Raw genomic sequence first — 23142 nt, forward strand, 5'->3', positions numbered from 1 at the left:
GTCAGAACTTCTGGCGAAGGCCGACGGTGACGCCGGTCTGGTTGTGGCCCGCTGCGACCGTGCCGTAGCCGTTCACGCCGAGCGCCGAGTTGTCCTTGTTGTGCGCATAGGCGACGCTCGCGTACAGGTCCGTACGCTTCGACAGGAAGTAGTCCGCGTTCAGTACGGCGAGCCACGGATCAGCGCCAGTCGAATGGACGTCGTGGTAGTAGCCGACGGCCGTCAGCTGGAACGACGGCGTGATCAGATATTGCGCGCCGAGCCAGTACAGGTTTGCGGCATTCGCTTCGGAGCCATTGGCCACAGCGATGGGATTCGTCGGCAAGAATGCATTCGACGCACGCAGATAGCGATAGCCGGCGTAGGCCGTCACGGGCCCGAAGTTGTAGTTGGCGGCGGCCAGCACCCGGCGTTCGGTGCTCGTGTTGGTCGCCACTGTGTTGCTGTTGCGTTGCTCGTAGACGGCGGTCGCGGCAACCGGGCCGCTCGCATACGTCAGGGCGCCGCTGAAGAACCGGCCGGTGATGAGCGCGCCGGGCACTTCGGCACCGTATCCTGTGTCATAGCGCGTGCTGTACATCGCCTGGGCCGTCACTGGGCCAAACTTTCCCGTGTACTTAACGGAATTGTCGATGCGCGCGGCCAGCGCATAGTCGAGCGAAAGCGCGGAGTAGCGGGACGACACGCCCATCGGGTCGAACACGATCGACTGTTCATAGATAAGGGCGTTCTGCCGACCCAGCGTCAGTTGCTGGCCCTTGTAGGAAAGCCCGACCCATGCCTGGCGGCCGAAAAGCCGGCTGGTCGTCGTCGGATTCGCGCCGAGGCCGCGCGTCGATTGCGCGGTCGTGCCGTCGTTGATGTTGAAACCGTTCTCCAACTGGAAGATGGCCTTCATGCCGCCGCCCAGATCCTCGACGCCTTTCAGGCCCCAGCGTGAGCCGGACAGATTGCCCGACACTTCCCTGACCTGCGATCCTCCCGCCGTCGTGTTGTTGAGGAATTCGACGCCGACATCGGCAATGCCATAGAGCGTCACGCTGCTTTGCGCATGCGCCAGGTTGGATCCGAATACCAGACTTGCCGCTGCGACGGCGCCAAGCGAGAAGCGAGTGTTGAGGTTGGCTTTCTTGGGAGCCTTCTTCAAAGACATGGTGTCTCCAGACAGTGGGTAATAGATTTTGTTTGTTCGACGCGCGTGTTTTCTAATGCGTCGCCGATGCCTCGCCTGCATTGGCGCCGGGATCGCCAAGCCATGCGATGGTCGCCGCACCGACGAGCATCACTGCCGCAATGACGAACAACGGAACGGTGAAACCGCCTGACATCTGTTTGAGTGCACCGATCATCGACGGGCCGACGAAGCCGCCGAGATTGCCGACCGATACGATCAACGCGAGACCTCCCGCCGCCGCCCGGCCCGTAAGAAAGCCCGACGGAATCGCCCAGTAGGTGGCTTGAAACGACAGGATTCCGCTCACGGTGAAGCACAGGCACAGCAGCTTGAGAACGGCGCCATCAACGTATGTGCTCAGGCAAAGGGCCGCTGCTGCAACCACCAGCGCGCCTGCAACGTAGGGAATTCGGTTCGCCGCTCGGGCCGCGATTTTTGCCCACAGCAGCATGACCACGGCGCCCGCGACGTAAGGAATCGCGGTCAGCCAGCCGACGACCGAATGCTCGACGCCGAACTGCTTGATGATCTGCGGCATCCACAGACCGACGCCGATCGACCCGACGATGCCGCAGAAGTTGATGAACGCGAGCACGAACACGCGCCAGTTGGTCATCGCGTCGCGCAGCGTGTTGCCGTGCTTGGCGCCGATGTCTCGTTGCTCCGCCAGCAGCCTCCGGGCGAGCGCGGCCTTTTCGTCGTCGGAGAGCCATTTAGCCTTCTCCGGCCGGTCAGCCAGCACGAACAGACACGCGACGCCAAGAAGGACCGCGGGCAAGCCTTCGATCAGCAGCAGCCATTGCCAGCTACGCAGCCCATGCATGCCGCCCAGTTGCAGCAGTGCGCCTGAAATGGGCGAGCCGATGATATTGGCCACCGGAATGCCGACGAGAAAAGCTGCCGTCACTTTGGCGCGCCACTTTCCCGGGAACCAGTGCGTGAAATACAGATAGATGCCGGGTGTAAAACCGGCCTCTGCCAGCCCGAGGAGAAAGCGTGCCGCCGCGAAGCTCTTCGGACCGACGACGAACGCCGTCGCCATCGACAGGATTCCCCACGAAATCATGATGCGGGCGATCCAGATGCGCGCACCGACCTTCTGCATGATGAGATTGCTGGGGATCTCGAACAGGAAATACCCGATGAAGAACATGCCCGCGCCGAACCCGAACTGCTCGGCCGTCAAACCGAGGTCTTTGTTCATGGTCAATGCAGCGAACCCGACGTTCGTTCTGTCGAGGTAGCTGATGACGTAGCACGCAAAGATAAAAGGCAGTATCCGGCGAAAGACTTTCGCCAAGGTGCGCTCGCTCGCGGCGTACTCGTCGCTGCTGATGCTCTGGACCGGCTTCGCGTCGGTCATCGGCGAAGTCTGTGCGCCGTTCACGCTTTGCGACATGTTCATGTGTGCTCCTCCATCGCGCTCTTTTCGGCGCGACGTGTTTCTGTCGTGGCTTGGATGAATCGAGCGCGCGGGCTAGTCCTGCTTCGCTCGCTTGGGCAGTGGGCCGGCGGCCGTCATGTCGGCTCGCAGGATCGTTCCGGATACCGATTCGGTCATGAAAAGCGTCTTCATGTCGGCGCCGCCGTAACAGAGATTCGTGAGCGAAGCGCCCTCGGGGCTCGTCAGAATCTCGACCGGTTCGGCGCGACGATTCAGCACCCACACGCGGCCAAGCCCAGGGTTGGCGACCAGGATGCGTCCATCGATATCGACGGTCAGTCCGTCCGGGCCGCTCGGTCCGTACGACGTAAAGAACTGGCCGACCTTGCTCACGGAACCATCGGCCTGCAGCGGGACGCGCCACACGCAATTGCCACGCGTCATGCCGACGAACAGCACTTTCTCGTCGGGCGACAACACCAGTCCATTGGGACTCGGGCAATTGCCGAGCAGCACGTCCAGCTTGCCGTCCGCGGCGAGCCGATAAACGCGGCCGGTCGGGTCGTGCAGCCCCGTCTGTCCCTGATCCGTGAAGTAGAGATTTCCGGCGGAGTCGAAGGTCAGGTCGTTCACGCCCCGGAAGCGCTCCGTATTGCGCCGCTCGAGGTAGGGACGAACCTCGCCGCGCGCGATGTCGAGCAGCATCAGCCCGTTGCGATAGTCCGTGATAAGCAGGTGGGCATCGTCGAAACGCTTCATTCCGTTCGGCTCGCCGTCGTACTTCGCGACGAGTTCCCACTCGCCCGCCAGCGAAATCCTGAAGATGCGACCGTGCGGGATATCGGTCACGAACAGAAAGCCGGCCGGATCCCAGACGGGTCCTTCGAGGAAGGAGTCCGTAGACGCGCCGCCTCGGTTCGCGCGCGCCCATTCCGTTTGAACATCCGGCAGACGGAACTTCGGCGGCATGCGCGTGAAGACTTCGGCGGTGCGGACTTCGGGCGATGTGAGATAGAACATGCTTGACCTCTCTTGCCGGATCAGGCCACGTTGCGCGCGTTTTCCGCGACCACGGCCAGGACATTCGCCGCCGCGCCCTTGCCCATGTTCACGTACGCGGCATCGCTCACTCCGCCGATATGCGGCGAAAGGATGACGTTGGAAACCGACTGGAACGGGTGCGTCGTCATCGGCTCGACGGCGAAGCTATCGAGACCCGCTGCGCGCAACTGACCGCTCGCGAGCGCTTCGATCAAGGCTTCTTCGTCGATGAGACCGCCGCGCGCCGTGTTGACCAGAATCGCCCCGCGCTTGAATCGGCTTAGCGTGTCGCGGTTGAGCATTGCGCGGTTCTCCGCGGTGAGCGGGCAATGCAGCGAAACGATGTCTGAGCTGGAATAGATTTCTTCGAGAGACACGAGCTTCACGCCCTCGGGTGCCTCCTTCGCGAACGGGTCGAACGCCTGAACCTGCATGCCGAGCGCAAGACCAGCCTTCGCGACGCGACGGCCGATGGCGCCCAGCCCGACGAGTCCGAGCGTGCGTCCTTCGAGTTCGAAGGACTTGTGTGTCGACTTGTCCCAATGACCCGCGCGCATGCGTACATTGAGTTGAGGAACCGATTTCGCGCATGCCAGGATCAGCGCCCACGCGTGCTCGGCCACGGCCGCGGCGTTGGCTCCGGCAGCCGCGCGAACCGCGATGCCGCGTGCTGCGGCGGCTTCCTGATCGATCACGTCGATGCCGCTGCCGTGCTTGGAGATGACTTGGAGGTTTTCGGCCGCATCCATGATGCGGGCATTCACCTTCCCGTACCGAACGATGATGGCAACCGGCTTGTGCTGTGCGCACAGCGCGACGACGTCGTCTTCCGTCGGCTGCTTGCCGGCGAACACGATTTCAAAATCGTCGAGCATCGCGAGCGCTTGAGGAGCGAGGTCCGCTGCCGTCACCAGCAGCACGGGCTTTGCAGAATTCGCAGCCATTACAGCACCTCGCCGTCCGCGAGCATGCCCGCCGCGCGGAGTTCCTTCTCGAGCCAGCCGGCACGCGTGTCGCCTTTGCGGATCGCCGCGATACGGGCGGTTTCCGCGTCGAGCTTCTTCTGCGCGAGTTCGACGATACGTGCGACATCGTCCTTCGGAATCACGACGACGCCATCAGCGTCGCCGACGATGAGATCGCCCGGATTGACGCCGGCGCCCGCCACCGAGATCGGAAAATTGACGCGGCCTGCAACGCTCTTGGTCGGTCCGCACGGATTGAGGCCGGCCGAGAACACCGGAAACTCGCCCTGCGCGAGTTCGTGCGAGTCGCGCACCGCGGCGTCGATGACGAAGCCCGCGATGCCTGTGGCGTGTGCCTGAGTCGCCATGATCTCGCCGATCAGGGCGCAGCCGACGTCGCCCTTTCCATCCACCACGATCACGTCGCCCGGCTTGGCCACGGCGAGCGCCGCATGAATCGCCAGGTTATCGCCCGGCCGCACTTCGACGGTGACGGCGGGTCCCGCCACCTTCATCGTCGGCGCGAGCGGCTTCACGCGGCCGTTGAGCGTGCCGCGGCGGCCCGCCACATCGGCGAGGATCGCGGCTTGGAATTTGGCGGCGGCCTCGACGAGTTCGGGGCTCACACGCTCGACACCTCGATTGATGGAAGAGTTGGACGTCGTGCTCATCTGGAATTCACCTCTGGTTGACGTTGTACTTGGTACAACTGTAGTGTACGTGACGAAATGATATTAAACACGACTTCGACATGCGACCATCGGCGTTAACCCTTTTACTATATGCAACTTCGTTGTACCATATACAACTTCGCCAGCCGCGTTTTACTGTGTAAAATGCGCCAACGCGACAAGCGACGGGAGAACAGACGTGGGAAACGAAGGTGTGGCAGCGGTCGAAAAGGCTCTCTCGCTGCTCGATTGCTTTAAACCAGGTGTGGAGTCGCTTTCATTGGCCGCGCTCGCGCAAGCGTCGGGCATGCACAAGACGACGGTTTATCGGCTGATGAATTCGCTCGAACGGATGGGATATGTCGTTCGGTCCGACGCAGGGGCTTATTCCCTGGGGCATCGGGTTCTGTATCTTGGAAAGCTGTACGAGCAGTCTTTCCATCTCTCGACGATCGTCGAACCGATCCTGCATTCACTTGCCGTCTTGACGAAGGAAAGCGCGTCTTATTACGTCATCGACAAGACGCACCGCCTTTGCCTTTTCCGCGCGGAGCCGTCGGAAGGTCTGAGAGAGACCCGACTTGCGGGCACATCCTTGCCTCTGGATGACACGGCCATCAGTCAGGTATTGAGATACTGGGGATTGGGCGAACCGCTTTACGAAAGCGCACCTTCCTTGCCGCTCTTTACCTCCGGCGCGCGAGATGAACATACCGCCGCGTTCGCAACGCCGATCTTTGGGGCATCGGACAAGTTCATGGCCGCGCTCACGCTCTCCGGGCCCGCATCGAGACTCAATGCCGCCCACAGGACCGGCGAGTTGATCGCGCTGCAACTCAACGCCGCCTCGGACCTGTCGCGGAAGCTCGGGGCGAGTATCGCGTTTTGCGAATTCATTTACGCCATTCGCTAAACCAGCGAGGCCGGACATCCCGGCCATGTGCTTATCGCGGCGTGTAGATACTCTGGCAGAACGCATGGCTCGCGCCGAGTGCCCGCGAGAGGTTTGCTGCGGCGGCAAGCTGTGGCTCGACAAACTCGCCGGTGACATTGGCTGCTTCGAGCGTGGACGCAGCGCCGGAGAGCGTCAACGCGCCCGCAAATTTGTTCCCAGCCGAGAATACGGGCGTCACGAAAGCGGCCGTGTGCGCATCGCGCGAGCCTGATTTAAAAATCGGCAATCGTGGTGGTTGCTCGAAGACGGGCTCGCTGCTCCCCCAATGCCTGATGACATCGCTGGTCGCGGTTTGGTCAAAGTCTCTTGGACCAGACGCACGGCTCAACCGTAGGCCTTCAGCAGGCTCCACTCGATACAGGCAGCGCCAGCTAGCCTCTTCGGCAATCGAATAGGAGGCGCTTGCCCCTGTTGTCTTTGCAAGTCCCTTTAGCACGGGTACGACAACCGCCTCCAACCGGAACGACCGCTCGAAGAGCTTCCCCAGATAGAGCAAGCGATGACCCAACTCGTACGTACCCGCCTCGCTCCGAATGACGTAGTTCATCCGCTCAAGTGAGTTGAGCAGCCGCAAGGTCGTGGTCACGGGCTGCCCCGACGCCTTTGCGAGCGCCGCGAGCGAGAAAGCATGCCTATCCTCGGTAAAGCAATCGAGTAACGCGAGTGCTTTCTCGACCGCTGCTACTCCGTCGTTGCTCACGTTCGTCTCTGCCTGTCTATTTGATTCCCGCCGCGCGCAATGGATGACGCGCAATCACAAAATAACCCGCCCCTCGCAGCGCCAGCTGCGCTAGGCATTATCGCCCGACATTGATCGGTGTGCCTCGATGTGACCTCGTAGCCTGCAACGGCTGAGATCGAACGTGCGTCGGCAACGATAGGTGTAGTGGTCGGCACTCCAACAACAGGTAACGATGGTGGAGCTGCCTTTCGGATGTCGTCGGGATGCGGTGGGCGAACGTCGCAAACTGGCCGGCTTGAGCCAAAACCGCTGTCAATCTGCTCGCCGGAAACCGGCCATTGCGCGGGACGGACGAGACTTCCGGCATTCGAAGTGAAAAGACGCCTCGACTGGCGGCTCCTGGCCGTGAGCCGGCGCAAGGCCGCCGGGAAGAACCGCGGGCGCAGGTCAGCTGCACCCCTATACGGGATTATGCCCGTAGTTGGATTTTTGAAGCCTCTTCATGACTGTCGGCACCGATACACCTCCTTTTTCAGACTCGAGCCAGAGCCGGTCGAGTGCCCTCGCTGCTCACCGCATCCTTCCATACCGGCACACCATCCTCCCGGCGCGGAGGGGCGCTCCTTGGCGCCCTTTGGATGGTCAACGTCCGGCGATTAGACCGCCGTCGACGTGAAGGATCTCGCCGGTTGTAAAGGCGGCGTCCTCGAGATATAGCACCGCTCGAACGATATCCTCGACTTCGCCGAGCTTGTTCATGGGATGGAAGGCGGCCAGCTTGTCAACCATGCTCGGATCGTGCATCGGCGTGCGGATAACGCCCGGAGCCACGGCGTTCACGCGGATCCCGCGCGTGGCGTACTCGATCGCCATGCTCTTGGTCGCGGCGTTCATCCCGCCCTTCGTCAGCATCGCGATGAAGGCGGGCGAGCGCGAGCTCGCGAATTCCGCCGTCGAAGCCGTAATCTGGACGACATGGCCACTGCCCTGCTCGAGCATCACTGGAATGACTCGCTGCGTGGTAAAGAAAAAGCCGTCGAGGTTGGTCTTCACCTTGAGCCGGTAATCCTCTTCGGTATATTCGGTGAACGGCTTGCCGATGAAGATGCCGGCGTTGTTCACCAACGTATCAATGCGGCCGAAGCTGTCGAGAGCTGCCGCGACCAGACGCTTACCCGTGTCGGGGTCGCCGATGTCGCCGGCGATGGTCACGAGGTCAGGATCGGCTGAAGGCTGGATCGAGCGCGATGTAGCGACGACGCCGTAGCCCCGGGCGCGGAAACCGTTGACGATGCCTTCGCCAATGCCCTGCGAAGCGCCGGTGACAATGGCTACCTTTTTCTGGCTCATGCTGTTTCTCCTGGCTGTTGAGTGAACCTGGATGCCGTTGGCATCCCGTGGTATGGACAGCAGGTTATCGCTGGACTTTCGGAAAGAGGAGCCGCTATCCTCGCGCAATGACTGATAAAAAACGCACAGAACTCGACTGGCAGGACATGCGGATATTCCTGGCGCTGGGGCGCTATCGAAGCCTGTCCGCCGCTGCCCGCGCCTTGCGGGTCAATCACGCGACGATTGCCCGCCGTGTCCAGTCTCTCGAGAAAAGCGTCGGTCAGAAGCTAGTGGAGCGCCGGCCGGAGGGCTACGCACTGACGCCGGCTGGAACACACGCGTTACAGGTTGCAGCGGAAATGGAAACCGCGGCGCTGACGATAGGGCATGCGCAGGCGAGCGATGGCGACGCTATCCTTCGAGGCCTAGTGCGCATAAATGCACCGCCCGCGCTATGTCAGGGTTTCATCCTTGCACGCCTCACACAGATTACCGAGTCCTATCCCGGTATCGACATTGATCTTGCGACAAACCTTCGTTCCGTCAGTCTTGATCGTCACAAAGCCGATATTGCGGTGCGTGTGGGTCGCCTCGTCGACGCGGACCTGATCGCAAAGCCACTCGGTCGCATGGCGTTCGGCTTCTATGGCGCACCAGCGCAGTGCGAGCGAGCCGAACGCGGGGAGGTGCCGGTTTTCGTGAGTTTCAACGAGGAAAGCGCCGACATGCCGGGCACGAACTGGCTGACACAGCATTTCCAGCGCTCGCGCGTTTCACTTCGCGCCGAGAATCACATCTTGCAGGCGATCGCCGCGCGAGACGGTGCAGGCCTAGCCTTGTTGCCTCATTATCTAGGCCGAAGCTTGCCTGGGCTGAGCCCGTGCTCGCTGGGGCCGTTGCCCCCGCCGCGAGATATGTGGCTATTGATACGCAGACAGGACCGAAACGTCCCGACAATACGCGCGGTCATGCAGCACCTTATCGATTCATTCAAGCAGAGCGAAACACTTTTCGACGCTTAAGTTCTAGGCGCGTCCGACCCGCAGCTCGCCGCACACCGACGAGGAAGAAGCGATAATGTGGAGGAATATGGCGTTGGCCAACGCGCAGTCGACTGCCGATGAACGACCCATTCCCGTCATCTGCCCCACCTCGCTCGATGTCTGCAACGCCACCAACAGCGGACGTTCGTGGGCCGTGTAACTGCCCCGTCGAGGCTCGCGATCCTTGCCCGACCAATCTTTTCAGCCTCGATCCAGGAGCGACGCGAGTTGCGGCAAATCGGAGGCGATTACGTCGATGTATGGCTCCGGCAAGGTATCGACCTCGGTCGCCCGACCGTTCTCAAAGGGACGCGGAATAAATGCCGTGAGCAGGCCGCTGCGCTTGGCCGCCATCAGGTCCCACTTGTGGGCTGACGCCAGCATGATCTCGCCCGGTACAAAGCCGAGATACTCGGACGCGAGCTGGTAGACACGCGGATCAGGCTTGAACGCGTGCACCAATTCGCCGGTGAGGATCGCGTCAAAGGGCAATCCTTCGCGTTTGACGAGGCCGATCATTCCCGCCATCGACGCATTCGTCAGCGTTGCAACCACGAACGCCTTTCGCAGCGATGTTAGTCCCGCCAGCGTATCGCTCCATGGTGTCATCGTCCCCCAGACGTCGAGCAAGCCGCTTTTGTCATCGTAGGAAAGCGCATTGCCGCGCGGGTAATGCATAAGCAATGCAGGCAACACCTCGGCATAAACAGCGCGGTTGGGCTGCCACGGCTTGCGCCCGGCGGCGATCTCGACGATCGCGTCATGTGCCGCAGCACTCCACCGTCCCGCAAAAGTCGACCAGTCCTGAAGTCGCGGCGCGACTACAGGGATGCGGGCGAGTTCATGCATCATCGGATCGTAGAAGTTGAAGACGGTGCCTTGCATATCGAAGACAAGGGCCTTGGGTCGAATGGTGTCGTGTGCAGTGGTCATTGCGGTTCCTGAAGGCGAGGGCGACAGCCCTTGCGCGAGTGCGGCGGCCGAAACGAATGGCAGCGATGCGAGAAGCTGCACGAAACGCCGTCGTCCGGGTTGCAGTACTTGAGGCTTCGATAGGTTCATGATGTTTCTCGTTGCATGATTCGGTGTCGTCGAGTGGGGCGCTGGTGTTTAGCACCGTCCCAGCGCGTTTCGGGCGGGCGCGGCAGCCGGACGCTCCGACCATCGATACATCGCGACAACTGCGATTCCCAACACCGCCAACGCCACCCCGGCGTACACCGTCGTGAGGACGTTGACGCCTGCCAGTGTCAGCCCGCCGAGGAAGGATCCGCCAGAAATGCCAAGGTTAAACGCGGCGACGTTGAGCCCCGCCGCCGTACCGACCGCCTCGGGCGCCACGCGTCGAGCCACTAGCACGACGGCCGCCTGCATGATGGGAGGAACGGCGAAGGCGAACGCACCCCACACAAACAGGTTGACCATCACCATCACGGGATGCTGTGCGGTGAGCCAGAGCGCGGCGACCGACGCGGCGATGCCGGCCAGCGCGAAGTTCATGCTGAGCTTCGGGCCATATCGGTCGGACAGGCGTCCTCCGCCGATCGTCCCCGCCACGGAACCGAGTCCGAACACCATCAGCCCGACGGTTACGCCTTCGCTCCGGAACCCCGTGGTATGAATCAACAGCGGCGACAGGTACGTGAACACCGCGAACGTCGCTCCCATGCCTAGTGCAGCGATCGCATAGAGCGGCATCAATGCACGGCTTTTCAGCAGAGCGAGCTGCGAGAGCACGGTCCCAGCACTACGCGGAGCGGCCAGCGCGGGCAGAAGCCGCCAGAGGCCGATAGTCGCCAGCGCGCCCATGGCGGCCACTGCCAGGAACGGCAGCCGCCAGCTCATCAGATCGCCGAGCCACGTTCCGCCAGGGACGCCAGTCACCATCGCGACCGTCAGGCCGCTGACCATGATCGCCACGGCCCTGCCTGACTTATCCGGCGGCACCAGCGACGTGGCAACGGTTGTCCCGAGGCCGAAGAACACACCGTGCGCGACCGCCATCACGATCCGGATCACGAGCAGTGCTGGGAAGGCTGTCGAAAGTCCGGCCGCCAGATTGCATAGCGTAAAGAACGCCATCAGCGCGAGCAGCAATGCGCGGCGCGGCAAGCGCGCCGTCATGGCCGAGACAACAGGCGTGCCGACCGTAATGGCCAGCGCGTAGAAACTCACCAGCAAACCGGCCGTCGACACGGAGATGCCGAACGCCCTTCCAATGTCGGGCAACAAGCCGACGATAACGAACTCCGTCGTTCCGATTGCGAACGCGGCGAAAGCGAGGGAAAACACTGCTGCGGGCATGATGAACTCCTCAATGAAGTCATTCGCGCTGGCTTCGCGGTGACTGGCACGCGGACGGGCCGGAAGAAGCCCTCTGTCCCGCCCGGCGCTCAGCTACCGCGGCGTCACGCTTCAGAAGTCCTGAACGGTGGGGCGAATCACGATTTCGTTGACGTCGACCGAGCTGGGCTGCTCGATCGCGTAGGCGATGGCTTGCGCAATCGCGTCGGCGGGGATCGCCATCTTGTAGAAGTCGACGACAAAATTGCGGCTGTCGTCGTGGCCCGAACCGAACTTCAGTTCTGTGTCGATCGCACCCGGTGATATGACGGTCGTGCGGATGTTGCCGCCCACTTCGTGACGCACACCCTCAGAAATCGCGCGCACGGCGAACTTCGTTCCCGAATAAACCGTGCCTCCGGGGCTGAAGACCTTCAGGCCCACGACCGACGCGATATTGACGAAATGGCCCGACTGCTGTTTTTCGAATACCGGCAGCGCCGCGGCGACTCCGTACAGGAGGCCCTTGATGTTGATGTCGATCATCCGGTCCCACTCGTCGGTCTTGCGCAATGACAGGGGTGCGATCGCCATCAGGCCAGCGTTATTCACCATGACGTCGAGGCGGCCATGTTGCGATACGACGTCGCTGATCAGGCGGTTGACTTGCTCCTGATCCGTCACGTCCACCTGATGGATCGAGACTCGCCCGCCTTTCGCCAGGATTTCCGCGGCAACGCGTTGCAGCCTTTCTATGCGCCGGGCGGCGAGAGCGACAGTGGCGCCTTTGGAGGCAAGAAGTTTGGCGGTGGCTTCACCGATTCCGCTGGAAGCACCGGTAATGACGACGACTTTGTTTGCCATGATTTCTCTCCAGGAAGTTGAACTGCGTGAAGAGAAGTCTCGTCCCGACGGGCACTTTTGATTAGACTGGAATGTATAGAATGTCTTTTCCACTCTTGCAAAGATCGTCACGGAGGTGTCGATGACCGAACTCGCCGACCTGAACGACATCGCCGTCTTTGTGCGGGTAGCGCAGTTCGGGAGCTTCAGCCGCGCTGCGCGCGCGCTCGGCATGCCTGTCTCGACCGTCAGCCGCAAGGTGAGCGCGCTCGAGGAAAGGCTCGGCGTAACCCTGTTGCAGCGCACGACGCGCAAGCTGAGCCTGACTGGACAGGGGCGCGCCTACTTCGATCAATGCAGCGAGCCGCTAGGTCATCTGTATGACGCCGAGCGCGTGATCACCCAGACGCAGAAGACGCCGGAGGGCGTGCTACGCATCTCCGGTCCTGTGATGCTCGAACAGGAACCGTTTTACGCCTTCCTGTCGGCATTCTTGAATGACTATCCGCAGATCCGGGTGGATCTGTACTTCACGAACGCGTTTATCGACCTGATCGCCGAAAACGTCGACGTTGCGATTCGTTTTGGTGAATTGCAGGACTCAAGCCTCGTTGCGCAGCGAGTAGGAAGGAGCGTGCGGCAGCTCGTCGTCTCGGCCGACTATGCACGAAACCATTCCCTTCCATCGCGGCCCGAGGAGCTCAGCCAGCATCCCTGCGTGCTGATCAACGCGCGCAACAACGAGACGGAATGGCACCTCGCGAACGGCCGCAAGGCGGCCAGGGTACACGTGAGCGGGCCCGTTGCCGCGCGCGACTTTCACATAGTCCATGCATTCGCGCTGCGCGGGCACGGCATCGCGCTGCTTCCATCGAGCTACTGCGACCCGCATATCGCCAGCGGAGAACTGGTGCGTGTGCTACCCGACTGGTCGTCACCGGAGCTGTTCGTCCACGCCGTTTATCCGACGCGGCGCTTCATGCCGTCGAGGTTGAAAGCATTTCTCGATGCGCTGAAAGCGTGGAAGGGACCGCTTTGGCTTCCGTTGCGCTGAAGTTGGGCCGTCGCACTAGCGCCAGCCGAGCGCGGGAGCGACGTGCGTGAGGATCGATTCGATCACGTGTGCGCAGTACTCCACGCCGAGTTGATTCGGTACGGTCAACAGTAGCGTGTCGGCTTCCGCAATGGCCTCGTCCGCTGCGAGTTGCCTGACGAGCGCGTCGGGCTCTGCCGCATAATTGCGGCCGAAGATTGTCCGGATGTTGCCGTCCAGCAGTCCGATCGTATCGTCGCTGTTCGCATCGCGTCCAAAGTACAGGCGGTCGCGATCGTTCATCACCGCGAAGATGCTGCGACTCACCGACACGCGCGGTTCGCGCGCGTGGCCGGCTTCCTTCCACGCCTGCCGGTAAGCACGAATCTGCTCCGCCTGCTGGACATGGAGCGGACGGCCCGACTCGTCGTTCTTCAGTGTCGAGCATTGCAGGTTCATGCCCATCCCGGCTGCCCATACCGCGGTGGCATCCGATCCCGAGCCCCACCAGATGCGATCGCGCAACCCTTCGGAATGGGGCTCGACGCGTAGGAGGCCCGGCGGGTTGGCAAACATTGGCCGTGGATTTGGCTCAGCGAAACCTTCGCCGCGCAGCACTTCGTAGAACACTTCCGTGTGTCGACGGGCAAGATCGACGTGCGTCTCGCCCTCGCCCGGCGCATAGCCGAAATAGCGCCACCCGTTGATCACCTGTTCGCCCGAGCCGCGGCTGATGCCGAGTTGCAGCCGCCCACCGGCGATGAGGTCGGCCGCGCCCGCGTCTTCGGCCATGTACAGCGGATTCTCGTACCTCATGTCGATGACGGCAGTGCCAATTTCAATGCGACTTGTTCTCGCACCGACAGCGGCCAGCAACGGAAATGGCGACGCGAGTTGGCGCGCGAAATGGTGCACGCGAAAAAACGCGCCATCTGCGCCGAGTTGCTCGGCGGCGACCGCGAGGTCGATGGATTGCAGCAGGACGTCGGCAGCAGAACGCGCAAGCGAATGCGACGACGAAGACCAATGGCCAAACGATAGAAAACCGATTTTTTTCATGTCAGCGCTGGGCGCAAGCGTGAGAAGACGATGAGCGTATCTTGCCCGAGTCGGGCAGACGCCGCCGGCACGCGCGCTGTCTGCCCATTCTTTCTTTGCGGATCAGGAGGGGAAATCAGTGGACGCTGAAAGCGCCTTCCAGGTTTCCGTTTCGGCAGTCACGTACGCGTTTTTTGCCGCGAGCGCCTTGAGCGTGTCCGTGCCGAGCGGCAAACGCAGCGGCGGCGTCTCCGCATCGACGAGCCTGATCATCGCGGTTGCCAGTTTTGCGGGATCGCCTGGCTGATTGTGATTGATCTCGACAGCGAGGTGCCGCAGTTTGCCCGACGTGTCTTCATAGTCGCTAATGATCGTCTTGCCGACGACCAGCGACGATGCATCCAGAAAGTCCGTGCGGAAAAACCCAGGCTCGATCATGGTTGCGCGAATGCCAAGCGGCTTGAGTTCGGCGTGCAATGCTTCGGTGATACCTTCGACGGCGAACTTAGTCGAGCTGTACACACCGACGCCTGCCGCCGCCTGATAACCGACGATGGACGACGTGTTGATCACATGACCCGCACGCTGCTTTCGCATCACCGGCAGCACGGCACGTGTGACGTTGAGCAGGCCGAACACGTTGGTCTCGTAGATGCGGCGAACCTCGGCATCGCTCGATTCTTCAACGGCCGCGAGCAAACCGAAGCCTGCGTTGTTGACCAGTACATCGATGCGGCCAAACCTTTCGACCGCGGTTTCGACGGCCGCCCTGGCCTGTGCCTCCTCTGTCACGTCGAGTGCAACGGTGAGCAACGCGGGCGACTCTCCCAGCCGTTCGGCGATCGTGGCGGCGTTCCGGCCGGTGGCGACGACAGCGTTGCCGTCATCGAGAGCGGCTTTCGCGATCAGTGCGCCCAGACCGCGCGACGCACCGGTGATGAACCACACCCGCTTGAACTGCTGTTTCGTGATTTCGTACATGTCCTTCTCCTTGGTTCGTGATGGATTCGAAACGAACTGCTGGAGAAAAGTGTCGGCGTGATCGGAACTTTTGATTAGATGGAGATGGCTGGAATGACTTTTTCGTGTTTGCAAAAATCGTGCGAACGAAAGGAGACGCATCGCGCCCGCATCTTCGAACGTCAGCCGGCGCGAACGTCAACAGAAGTGACATATCACGCGTTTGCTAAATGCGGTGTCCGGCATGGCGGCGACAACGGCCATTCAGTTTGCCGCAGCGGGCGTCCCTTCTTGGCCGATCAGGAGAGGTCGCCAACGGCCGCTTTATGTCGCTCCAGTTCGCAAAGGCTCGATTCGACTGACTGACCGCTTTGGAGACGGCCGTCTGACCGGAGTGGGTCGGCATTGTGCGTTGGCGACTGGCTGCTTTCCGGCAACGAAAATCAATGGCCGCTTTCCGGCGGTGAGTTCGGAGAGCCGACAGCCGCATCCGGACCCTCTTCTGCCGCTCGGCGCTTGTCCGGCCGAAGGTCGCATCCTGAATAAGTGCGGTCGCTAAATGAGGCCACGTCTCGGGACGCAAAGGATTCTCAATGCGCCGTCAGTTGCCACCGCAACATGGGATACGTCGCGCCCGCCGGCATCGCCCAGACGCCTGAAGCCCCGAAGCTCCACGACACGAAGCTCGCCGGATTGCTCATCTGCGCAGTGGTCAGTCCGTTCGTCGCGGGCGGTGCCGTGCCGCCCTCGCCGACATGCACCGCGTTCAGGTGATTCGTCGTCTCCTTGTTCCAGTACGCGTCGTTGCGGATCGTCCCCGAGTTAAGGTTAGCGATGGCCCCGTTGGTATCGGGCGTCGGTCGATCGCTCGACCACCCCACGGCAAACGACTCTTCGATGACGCCCGTGCTGGCGTTGTAATCGACGAGTGCGCCGTCTCCGATCAAGGAGTGGACGCGACCGGTGCCATATGATTGTTGAATCACCCCGGTGTTTCTAGCGACCAAACCGCCGCCGCTCGTGTGCGAGCCTCCGACGTTAATCGAGCCGGTCGCGTAGGACTGCACGATTCGACCGTCGTTTTTTTCGACGAGGCCGCCATAGGAGCCATTGCCGCCGACCGTTGCGCCGCTCCACGACCGTTCGATCGTGCCATTGTTCCAGCCGACGAGACCGCCGCCCACGGCGCCGCCGAATGGCACGCCTGATCCCACTAAACCGGTTGACCATGCATAGGCGATGACCCCATCGTTTCGGCCCGCGAGCGCCCCGTAACTGCCGCCATTCCCGCCCTCCACCTCGGCATTCGCAACCCCGAGGTTCCGTACGACGCCGCTCGTTCCAACGACACCGAAGAGCCCTGCATACTGGGCGTACGACAGGCCCGGCACATGGATGGTCAGATTGCTGACGACATGGCCGAAGCCATCGAATTGCCCGGCAAATGGCGCCGCGTCGCTCGGGGCGATGAGGCTGAACGACGCGCCCGCCGCCGTCTTGGCGTCGATGTCCTTTCCGAGGGTGAACCGTTCCCGCGAGATCGGACACCTGCCTCGCTCGTCCACCCTCAGGAGGGTAAGGGCGTATCTCGGGCAGCCATAGCCGACTCCTCAATCGTGGTCATAGCTCCAGTCGCCCGATTTCCCGAGCGCTTCCAAGAACGCTTTGCGGCCGCCTCCAGCCAGCCAGGATCGGAAGGACAGCAGGCCGGGGTTGATCTCACGCAGCGCTTCGAGATCGGCATTCCCAGTAAGTCGTCCAGCATCAGCGAGGTCAGTCAATCTTCTCAGGAAGGGGCTGGCGGCTAACACGTCGTCCGGGAACCTCGCATAGGTGATGGGTCGTCCTGCCGCTTCCGTGAACAAAGATCCCAGGTCACGGCCAGTGATCGTGTCGCTGGCTAACTCGATGGTGGCGCCTCCGAAGCGCGCCGCATCGCCGAAGATCGCAGCGACAATCCTACCGATATCCTGGACTGCCACGAGCTGCATCGTCTGGTTCGGCCTGACGAAGAAGTTGAAGCGACCCTGATCCAGCCCGAAGCCCGGCATCAACAGCATTTCCATGAAAGCTGCCGGCCGGATGACCGTTGCAGTTATCGGCAGCGCGCGTATATGTGCCTCAATGCGGGCCTTTGAGTCGAAATGTCCCATTCCTGTCGGTTCATCGCCTACGGCGCTGGTCGACGAATAGACAAGGTGTTGAACCCCGCTTTCGACGGCGAGGTTGGCGATCTCTGTGCCATACCGTACCTCATCCTCATCGCTCACACCGTACATTGCGCCTTGGCCGGAACTTGGCTGGACGCTGAATACACCATAGATCCCCTTCATCGCCGCACGAATCGACGGCGTGTCGCGCAGATCGCCCGGAACCAGCTCAACCCCCGCCCTACGTAGTTCACTCGATTTCAACGAGCTCGGATCCCTAACGAGTGCCCTAACAGGCCGACCCGCATTGATGAGCGCCGAAGCAACCGAACCACCTTGCTGTCCTGTTGCACCAAAAACTAAAATTGGAAACGTGTTTTCAGACATGGATTAGTACTCTTGGTTTTACTATAGTTACTAATCTATACCTTCGTTGTACCGTCGGGAAGACGGCACATTTTCCAGCGTCAGGCACAAGGGTGATACTGTTGAAGCGATCAATTCATGGGCGTTCCTACGAGGCGACGGAGCAGGGTCCGCGCTTCACGCCGTGTGCTCCACATAGCGTTCTTGCGCGCCTGGGCGACAAGTGGACCATTCTCGTCGTGTCGCACCTTGCGGTCGCCCACGGCTATCGCCTTCGTTTCTCGGAGTTGAAGAAGGGGATTGAAGGCATCACTCAACGGATGCTGACCATTACCTTGCGCAATCTGGAGCGCGACGGTTTGCTGGTTCGCCACTATTTCCCGGAAGTGCCGCCGCGTGTCGAGTACGAACTGACTACGATGGGCGCGAGCATGCTACCGGCTCTGGAAGGTTTCACCTCATGGATCAGAGAAAACTGGCCCAGCATCGAGGAATCCCGGCGCGCCTTCGACGCGAAGTAGCAACGGCATGTTTTGGGTGTGGCATGCTAACCATTTCAGTTGGAGTGCCCTACGTGCACCGTCCACGGTTTGGGCAGGCCACCGCAACTCAAACCTCAACGATGATCAGCGGAATGCAACGCACGACAGTGTTGGCCGATGGAACGCCTCCACCCTTGTGCTTTCGATGTCCCCTGTCAAACGAACAAGGGACGCTTGAACGTCTCAGTTCCGCTATCAGCAAGGTCGCTTGTTGGCCGACAAGCGCCCGCGGTCCGAATTTCGTCAATGTCAGGGCGTCAACGATTGGCGTTTTGCCATTCCTGCGACTCATCGATGCGATCGCTCGGACCATTTTCGATGAAATCATCCTCAAAGGTCTGTCCGACCAAGTGATCGTAGTCCGTCGGCTCGCTATTCACGATGGCTCGGAACATCTGGATTAATGCGTTGCCATCGTGTAGATGTGCGACGACAACACGAGCGGTGCGCAAAGAAATAGACTCGCGAACGGGCGGAGCGGTGCTTCCGTCGTGTAGTTCGAAAGCAAAGCGATGAATCTCTTGATGCCCGTCCGGCAGCCGTGTATGTCCCCAAATTGTTGCTTTCATCCCTTGCGCCCTGACATGTTTTTCCCCAAATTACCGCAAGGTTGATGCCACGGCGGTCCTACCCGGAACTTGGCGAAGGGAAGTCAGCTACTGGCCCCGTGCCGCCGGATGTGGCCGGGCCTTGCCGAGACCCGGTCCAGCCCTTCGATTGATACGAGAGCGAGGGCTGTCCTGAAAGCAGAACAGCCATTCGCGTAGCCACAAACGCCGGTCTCTGGGCCAGAGCTGGTGTTCAGGGTGCAACAACTTGCCACGGCCGCATGAGGTTATCGTTTTGCGATTCGACACCCCGGCTCGCAATGAACGCCTTGACCTCAGCGTCCGGCATTATAGTTGCCCCCGGCGGCATGACACTGATATGCAATTGCGTTAAGTATGAAAAGGAACCCAAAACATCTTGACTTCGACGTTCAGCAAGCCTGACTTAACGGTCGGATCGTCCGTCGCGATCTTTTGCGCTTCTGCCAGATCGGCAGCCTTGAAGATTGTCATCCCACCATCAGCCAGGACGCCGGCGAGGCCACCAGCCTTTTCCATGAACGGGCCACTCAATACCGTGAGTCCCTTCTCCTGCATTTCGATCATGTACGCGACGTGCGTCATGAAGTCGGGTTGCTCGTTGTATTTCACGCCCTGAATCCATTTCGGTCCCGGCGTCTGGAAAGCTACAAAATAATGAGGACCGTTTTCGTCAACCATGATTGCTACTCCCTTGGAAAGTCTGTTTCAGTAAACCGGTTGGTTTCCTGAAAACAAGCACCGCACTGCGATGCTCGTGAGATATGCGTGAGCGGGTTCGGTTACGCCACGAGATCGCCAGATCAATCCGCGGACTGGAGATCGAGTAACACCTTGCCGCCGCGAATAGCGTGTTGGGCCGCTTCCGAAATTCGCGACATCGGATAGATAGCGGCAACAGGCTGTTTCAGCTTGCCTGCACGCACGAATTCAGCCGATTCGCGCAGCAGCGTGGGCATCTGGCTATCGTACTGGGGACGCGCCTGATAAAACGCGTGAAGGCTCACCGCTTTACGCAGGAGAGGACGTAGATCTGTGTGAATCGACACCTCACCGCCCGAGAATGCGTACGAATCGAGTGCGCCGCCTTGAGAAAGACCTTGCAGTAGACGGACCGTTGACTCGCCGCTAACACCATCAATCGCCAGATGTATCTTGCCGCTCTGGGTCAGATCTGAGATCGACTCGACAACTTCGTTGTTGTCGAGAAGCACAATGTCGCCGCCCGCTGTCTTCACTTCAGCAATCGCCTCGACGCGTCGAACGAGGTTGATCGTCTTGAATCCGCGAGCCTTCGCAAACGCGATGACAGAGAGTCCGACGCCGGAACTCGCTGCATTCTGGATGACCCAGTCGCCAGCCTTAAGTCCACCATGTTCGCTGAGCAGAAGTGCGGCTGTGGGCGGATTGATGCGCAACATAGCGGCCTGCTTCGCATCCACTTCTGCTGGCAGCGGGAACAGTTCGTCAGCGGCTACGACCATCCGTTCGCGCCACGTAGCGCTGTAGAGCGGCGGCACGACTCGATCACCGACTGTCAGATGCGTCACGCCCGCGCCGACGGCCAGAACCTTCCCGGCACCTTCGTTGCCGACAGGGCTCGGCAGAGCCGGACGTTGGGGAAAGGTCCCGCGAATCAGCAAAAGGTCATTGAAGTTGACCGGAGCGAATTCCATACCGATCAGGACTTCATTGGCACCGGGTGCCAGTGGTTCAGGCAGTTCAGCAACACGGAGATTCGTGACCGGGTCGCCGAAAGCAGTAAGTTCGATTGCACGCATGACAAGTCTTCCTGGAGAGAAGATGCACAAGCCTCTTTGTTCGCATGATTCGGGAAGGTTTTAGCGTGAGCTGCCATACCTTCCGTCGGTTCAATGGCACCAGATTCTTACGTGGCGCCTTGAGACGAAAGATAGGCCTCGCCCAGTGCGCCGGGAAGGCGAGGGCTTGGCATACGTGCTATGCCAAGCGTGAATAAGTCTTCGAATGCGTCTAGCGAACTTTTAGAAGAGGATTGTCGGCAAACAGGTCGGCCAGAAAGTCGATGAACGCCCGCGTCTTCCCTGCCAGCCGGCGGCTACCCGACCAGACGGCATGAATCGGGAACGGAGGCGGCGCAAATTCAGCCAGCAAAGGCACGAGACGCCCGTCGGCGACGGCTCGTGCATACAGCCACCCTGCGTTGTGTCCAATGCCAAGGCCAGCCAGCACGGCCGCGAGCAGATATTCAGCGTCATTGCTGCGCACAGGCCCTTGCGGAATGAATTCGACTGGACCTTCGGGTCCGACAAACTCCCATGGGCGGGCTGCGTCGCGCGACATGAATGCAATGCAGTCGTGACTTTTCAGGTCGTCTAGCGTGCGAGGCACGCCTGCCCGCTCGAGGTAAGAAGGCGCAGCTGTCGTAAGGTATGTCATGCTGCCAATGCGCCGCGCCAGCAATGCCGAATCGCTCAACGGGCCGACGCGGATCGCCACATCCAGCGCTTCTTCGACAAGATTGACGTAGCGCTGGGAAACATCGAATTCCACACTGACATCTGGGTAGCGAGCAAAGAATTCGGGTAGATGGGGCACGATCTCCATCCGGCCGAACGCAGGTGAAAGCGCGACCCTGACCAAGCCAGACGGTGACGCCTCTTTGTTGCCCACTCTCGCCTCGACCTCATCCACGTTTTCCACAATGGCGGTTGCGGAGTCGTAGAAATCTTGGCCGGCATCGGTCAGACTCAAACCGCGTGAGGTCCGTCGCAGCAATTGCACACCCAACCGAGCTTCCAGTCCGGCAATGAGCTTGCTGACCGTCGGTTGGCTAACGCCCGTCGCACGCGCAACTTTTGAGAAATTGCCGGAGTCAGCCACCCGGATGAACATGCGCATCACTTCAATCCGGTCCATTTGCTGTCGATCCTCCAGGATGGGTTGTGGCAGAGCGGAATGACGACATGCGCCCGTCGCCCCGCAAACTCTACAGCGCGCTGAGCATCGACTGGCAAGGCAAACTCACGAAACAACGCGATTCTGTAAGAACCGCCTGCTGGCCCAGATGTCGTCGTGTCCGGCGACTCCGGCAGTTTCAGTCACATCCTCGGCGAGACCGTGACGGAGGTGAACCTGGATCAGCACGTAATATGTCCTTGCACGGCACAGTGCTTACACCTGGGCGTAACCACCATCCGCGAAAAGCAGAAACTCCCTCGCGTTGACGAGGGCGGAGTCGCTAGACGCCAAAAAGAGGACCGCTATGGCGACCTCGTCCGGTTGACCCAGACGGCCGCGCAGGATCAGCGCCACCAGGCCATCGCGCGTCGTATTCGATGCGTTTGCCAGCGCGGCCGTCTCCGTCAGGCCCGGGCTGATCAGATTGACCCGAATGCCGCGATCTTTCAGGTTGGACGCCCAGGTACGGACGAAGGAGCGCAGCGCTGGCCTTACTGGCGGCGTAGACGCTGCGGCCGGCTCTACCCTTCATGCCCGCAATAGAGCCGGTCATGATGATCGAACCCTCATCGTTGAAGAGCGGCAACGCCCTTTTGCACTGTGAACAGTGTGCCACGCATGTTGACGTCGATGATGGCGTCGAAATCTTCTTCCGTTATCGCCCCCAGTGGACCGGCGATGGCCGCGCCAGCGTTGGCGGCAGGAGATCGATGCTGCATCCCGCCGACGCGACGGCGTCATAGAGGCGATTCAGGTCGGCGAGTTTGGCGACGTCCGCCTGCACGGCACGGACATTTCCACCTATCGCGGCGACAGCCGTGTCCAGCTGCGCCTGGCGTCGCCCCGTGATGAAGACAGTCGCTCCCTCGGCGGCAAAGCGCTTGGCGGTCGCCAGGCCGACCCGAACTGCCGCCTGTGACGAAGGCAGTCTTTCCCTACAACTTCCACATGTCAAAACCGTTCGCACGACGCGTCGGCGCTAAAGCCGCACTGTTAAAAGGAACATCCCGGCACGGAATCGCCGGATGGCGCAGGTCAGACGTAGTAGCCACTGTCGGCGTCGAGAATCGTGCCGGTGATGTACGAAGCAGCGGGGTTCGCTAGGAAGAATCGGAACGACCACTTCTTCGAGACGGCCGAATCGCATCGCGAA

General features: G+C 60.9%; 23 protein-coding genes and 1 pseudogene. 4 read left to right on the plus strand and 20 right to left on the minus strand.

Going from position 1 to position 23142, the window contains the following annotated elements; translation table 11 throughout:
* Position 1 precedes the first annotated feature (1 nt).
* From NK8_RS36760 to NK8_RS36780, 5 genes are all read right to left on the minus strand, one after another.
* Entirely contained in the window at positions 2–1153 is a 1152-nt protein-coding gene (locus NK8_RS36760) for a porin (protein ID WP_213233521.1), read from the minus strand.
* Between the two features lie 52 nt (positions 1154–1205).
* Complete coding sequence (locus NK8_RS36765; RefSeq protein WP_225936643.1) at positions 1206–2537, minus strand: MFS transporter; 1332 nt, start codon at positions 2535–2537, stop codon at positions 1206–1208.
* A 114-nt stretch (positions 2538–2651) separates the two neighbouring features.
* Positions 2652–3578, minus strand: coding sequence for an SMP-30/gluconolactonase/LRE family protein (locus NK8_RS36770; RefSeq protein ID WP_213233523.1), 927 nt, complete (start codon positions 3576–3578; stop codon positions 2652–2654).
* A 20-nt stretch (positions 3579–3598) separates the two neighbouring features.
* A complete protein-coding gene (locus NK8_RS36775; RefSeq protein ID WP_213233524.1) occupies positions 3599–4543 on the minus strand; it encodes an NAD(P)-dependent oxidoreductase in 945 nt (314 codons plus the stop codon).
* Positions 4543–5235, minus strand: a complete 693-nt coding sequence (locus NK8_RS36780) for an RraA family protein (protein WP_213233525.1) — start codon at positions 5233–5235, stop codon at positions 4543–4545. The genes NK8_RS36775 and NK8_RS36780 overlap by 1 nt, the downstream gene beginning before the upstream one ends.
* Positions 5236–5434: 199 nt before the next feature.
* Between NK8_RS36780 and NK8_RS36785 the strand changes: the two genes are divergently transcribed.
* Entirely contained in the window at positions 5435–6148 is a 714-nt protein-coding gene (locus NK8_RS36785) for an IclR family transcriptional regulator (protein WP_213233526.1), read from the plus strand.
* A 31-nt stretch (positions 6149–6179) separates the two neighbouring features.
* On the opposite strand, the gene NK8_RS36790 is transcribed toward NK8_RS36785, so the two are convergent.
* Both NK8_RS36790 and NK8_RS36795 read right to left on the minus strand, forming a co-directional pair.
* Positions 6180–6890, minus strand: a complete 711-nt coding sequence (locus tag NK8_RS36790; RefSeq protein ID WP_213233527.1) for an IclR family transcriptional regulator — start codon at positions 6888–6890, stop codon at positions 6180–6182.
* 624 nt (positions 6891–7514) lie between these two features.
* Positions 7515–8222, minus strand: a complete 708-nt coding sequence (locus tag NK8_RS36795; protein WP_213233528.1) for an SDR family NAD(P)-dependent oxidoreductase — start codon at positions 8220–8222, stop codon at positions 7515–7517.
* A gap of 107 nt (positions 8223–8329) precedes the next feature.
* On the opposite strand from NK8_RS36795, the gene NK8_RS36800 reads away from it, so the two are divergent.
* A complete protein-coding gene (locus tag NK8_RS36800) occupies positions 8330–9226 on the plus strand; it encodes a LysR family transcriptional regulator (protein ID WP_213233529.1) in 897 nt (298 codons plus the stop codon).
* Positions 9227–9448: 222 nt separating this feature from the next.
* Here the strand turns inward: NK8_RS36800 and NK8_RS36805 are convergent, their stop codons facing one another.
* The 3 genes from NK8_RS36805 to NK8_RS36815 all read right to left on the minus strand — a co-directional run bounded on the left by NK8_RS36805 (position 9449) and on the right by NK8_RS36815 (position 12394).
* Positions 9449–10309 (minus strand): haloacid dehalogenase type II, encoded by an 861-nt coding sequence (locus NK8_RS36805; RefSeq protein WP_225936570.1) that lies wholly within the window; start codon positions 10307–10309, stop codon positions 9449–9451.
* A gap of 48 nt (positions 10310–10357) precedes the next feature.
* Complete coding sequence (locus NK8_RS36810; protein ID WP_213233530.1) at positions 10358–11551, minus strand: MFS transporter; 1194 nt, start codon at positions 11549–11551, stop codon at positions 10358–10360.
* A gap of 111 nt (positions 11552–11662) precedes the next feature.
* Positions 11663–12394, minus strand: a complete 732-nt coding sequence (locus NK8_RS36815) for an SDR family oxidoreductase (protein WP_213233531.1) — start codon at positions 12392–12394, stop codon at positions 11663–11665.
* A 121-nt stretch (positions 12395–12515) separates the two neighbouring features.
* Here NK8_RS36815 and NK8_RS36820 point away from each other — a divergent pair, with 121 nt between their 5' ends.
* Entirely contained in the window at positions 12516–13427 is a 912-nt protein-coding gene (locus NK8_RS36820; RefSeq protein ID WP_213233532.1) for a LysR family transcriptional regulator, read from the plus strand.
* Between the two features lie 15 nt (positions 13428–13442).
* Here NK8_RS36820 and NK8_RS36825 read toward each other — a convergent pair whose 3' ends face one another.
* The 4 genes from NK8_RS36825 to NK8_RS36840 all read right to left on the minus strand — a co-directional run bounded on the left by NK8_RS36825 (position 13443) and on the right by NK8_RS36840 (position 17941).
* A complete protein-coding gene (locus NK8_RS36825; RefSeq protein ID WP_213233533.1) occupies positions 13443–14465 on the minus strand; it encodes an LLM class flavin-dependent oxidoreductase in 1023 nt (340 codons plus the stop codon).
* Between the two features lie 102 nt (positions 14466–14567).
* Complete coding sequence (locus tag NK8_RS36830) at positions 14568–15425, minus strand: oxidoreductase (RefSeq protein ID WP_213233534.1); 858 nt, start codon at positions 15423–15425, stop codon at positions 14568–14570.
* Between the two features lie 569 nt (positions 15426–15994).
* Positions 15995–16969 carry a hypothetical protein gene (locus NK8_RS36835; RefSeq protein WP_213233535.1) on the minus strand — a complete coding sequence of 325 codons (975 nt, stop codon included), beginning with the start codon at positions 16967–16969 and terminating at the stop codon, positions 15995–15997.
* A gap of 45 nt (positions 16970–17014) precedes the next feature.
* Positions 17015–17941, minus strand: a complete 927-nt coding sequence (locus NK8_RS36840) for an NmrA/HSCARG family protein (protein ID WP_213233536.1) — start codon at positions 17939–17941, stop codon at positions 17015–17017.
* Between the two features lie 101 nt (positions 17942–18042).
* On the opposite strand from NK8_RS36840, the gene NK8_RS36845 reads away from it, so the two are divergent.
* A complete protein-coding gene (locus NK8_RS36845; protein ID WP_213233537.1) occupies positions 18043–18441 on the plus strand; it encodes a helix-turn-helix domain-containing protein in 399 nt (132 codons plus the stop codon).
* A 278-nt stretch (positions 18442–18719) separates the two neighbouring features.
* Here the strand turns inward: NK8_RS36845 and NK8_RS36850 are convergent, their stop codons facing one another.
* The 6 genes and pseudogenes from NK8_RS36850 to NK8_RS43905 form a co-directional block, all read right to left on the minus strand.
* Positions 18720–19031, minus strand: a complete 312-nt coding sequence (locus NK8_RS36850) for a hypothetical protein (RefSeq protein WP_213233538.1) — start codon at positions 19029–19031, stop codon at positions 18720–18722.
* Between the two features lie 369 nt (positions 19032–19400).
* A complete protein-coding gene (locus NK8_RS36855) occupies positions 19401–19730 on the minus strand; it encodes a YciI family protein (protein ID WP_213233539.1) in 330 nt (109 codons plus the stop codon).
* Between the two features lie 122 nt (positions 19731–19852).
* Complete coding sequence (locus tag NK8_RS36860) at positions 19853–20830, minus strand: zinc-dependent alcohol dehydrogenase family protein (protein ID WP_213233540.1); 978 nt, start codon at positions 20828–20830, stop codon at positions 19853–19855.
* Positions 20831–21041: 211 nt separating this feature from the next.
* A complete protein-coding gene (locus NK8_RS36865) occupies positions 21042–21947 on the minus strand; it encodes a LysR family transcriptional regulator (protein ID WP_213233541.1) in 906 nt (301 codons plus the stop codon).
* A 255-nt stretch (positions 21948–22202) separates the two neighbouring features.
* The gene (locus NK8_RS43900) at positions 22203–22472 is read right to left on the minus strand and encodes an SDR family oxidoreductase (protein ID WP_367657845.1); all 270 of its coding nucleotides are present in this window, start codon (positions 22470–22472) and stop codon (positions 22203–22205) included.
* A 55-nt stretch (positions 22473–22527) separates the two neighbouring features.
* Positions 22528–22956: pseudogene (locus NK8_RS43905) on the minus strand (SDR family oxidoreductase); the annotation flags it as partial.
* Positions 22957–23142 lie beyond the last annotated feature (186 nt).

The organism is Caballeronia sp. NK8 (assembly GCF_018408855.1).
Lineage (GTDB): Bacteria > Pseudomonadota > Gammaproteobacteria > Burkholderiales > Burkholderiaceae > Caballeronia.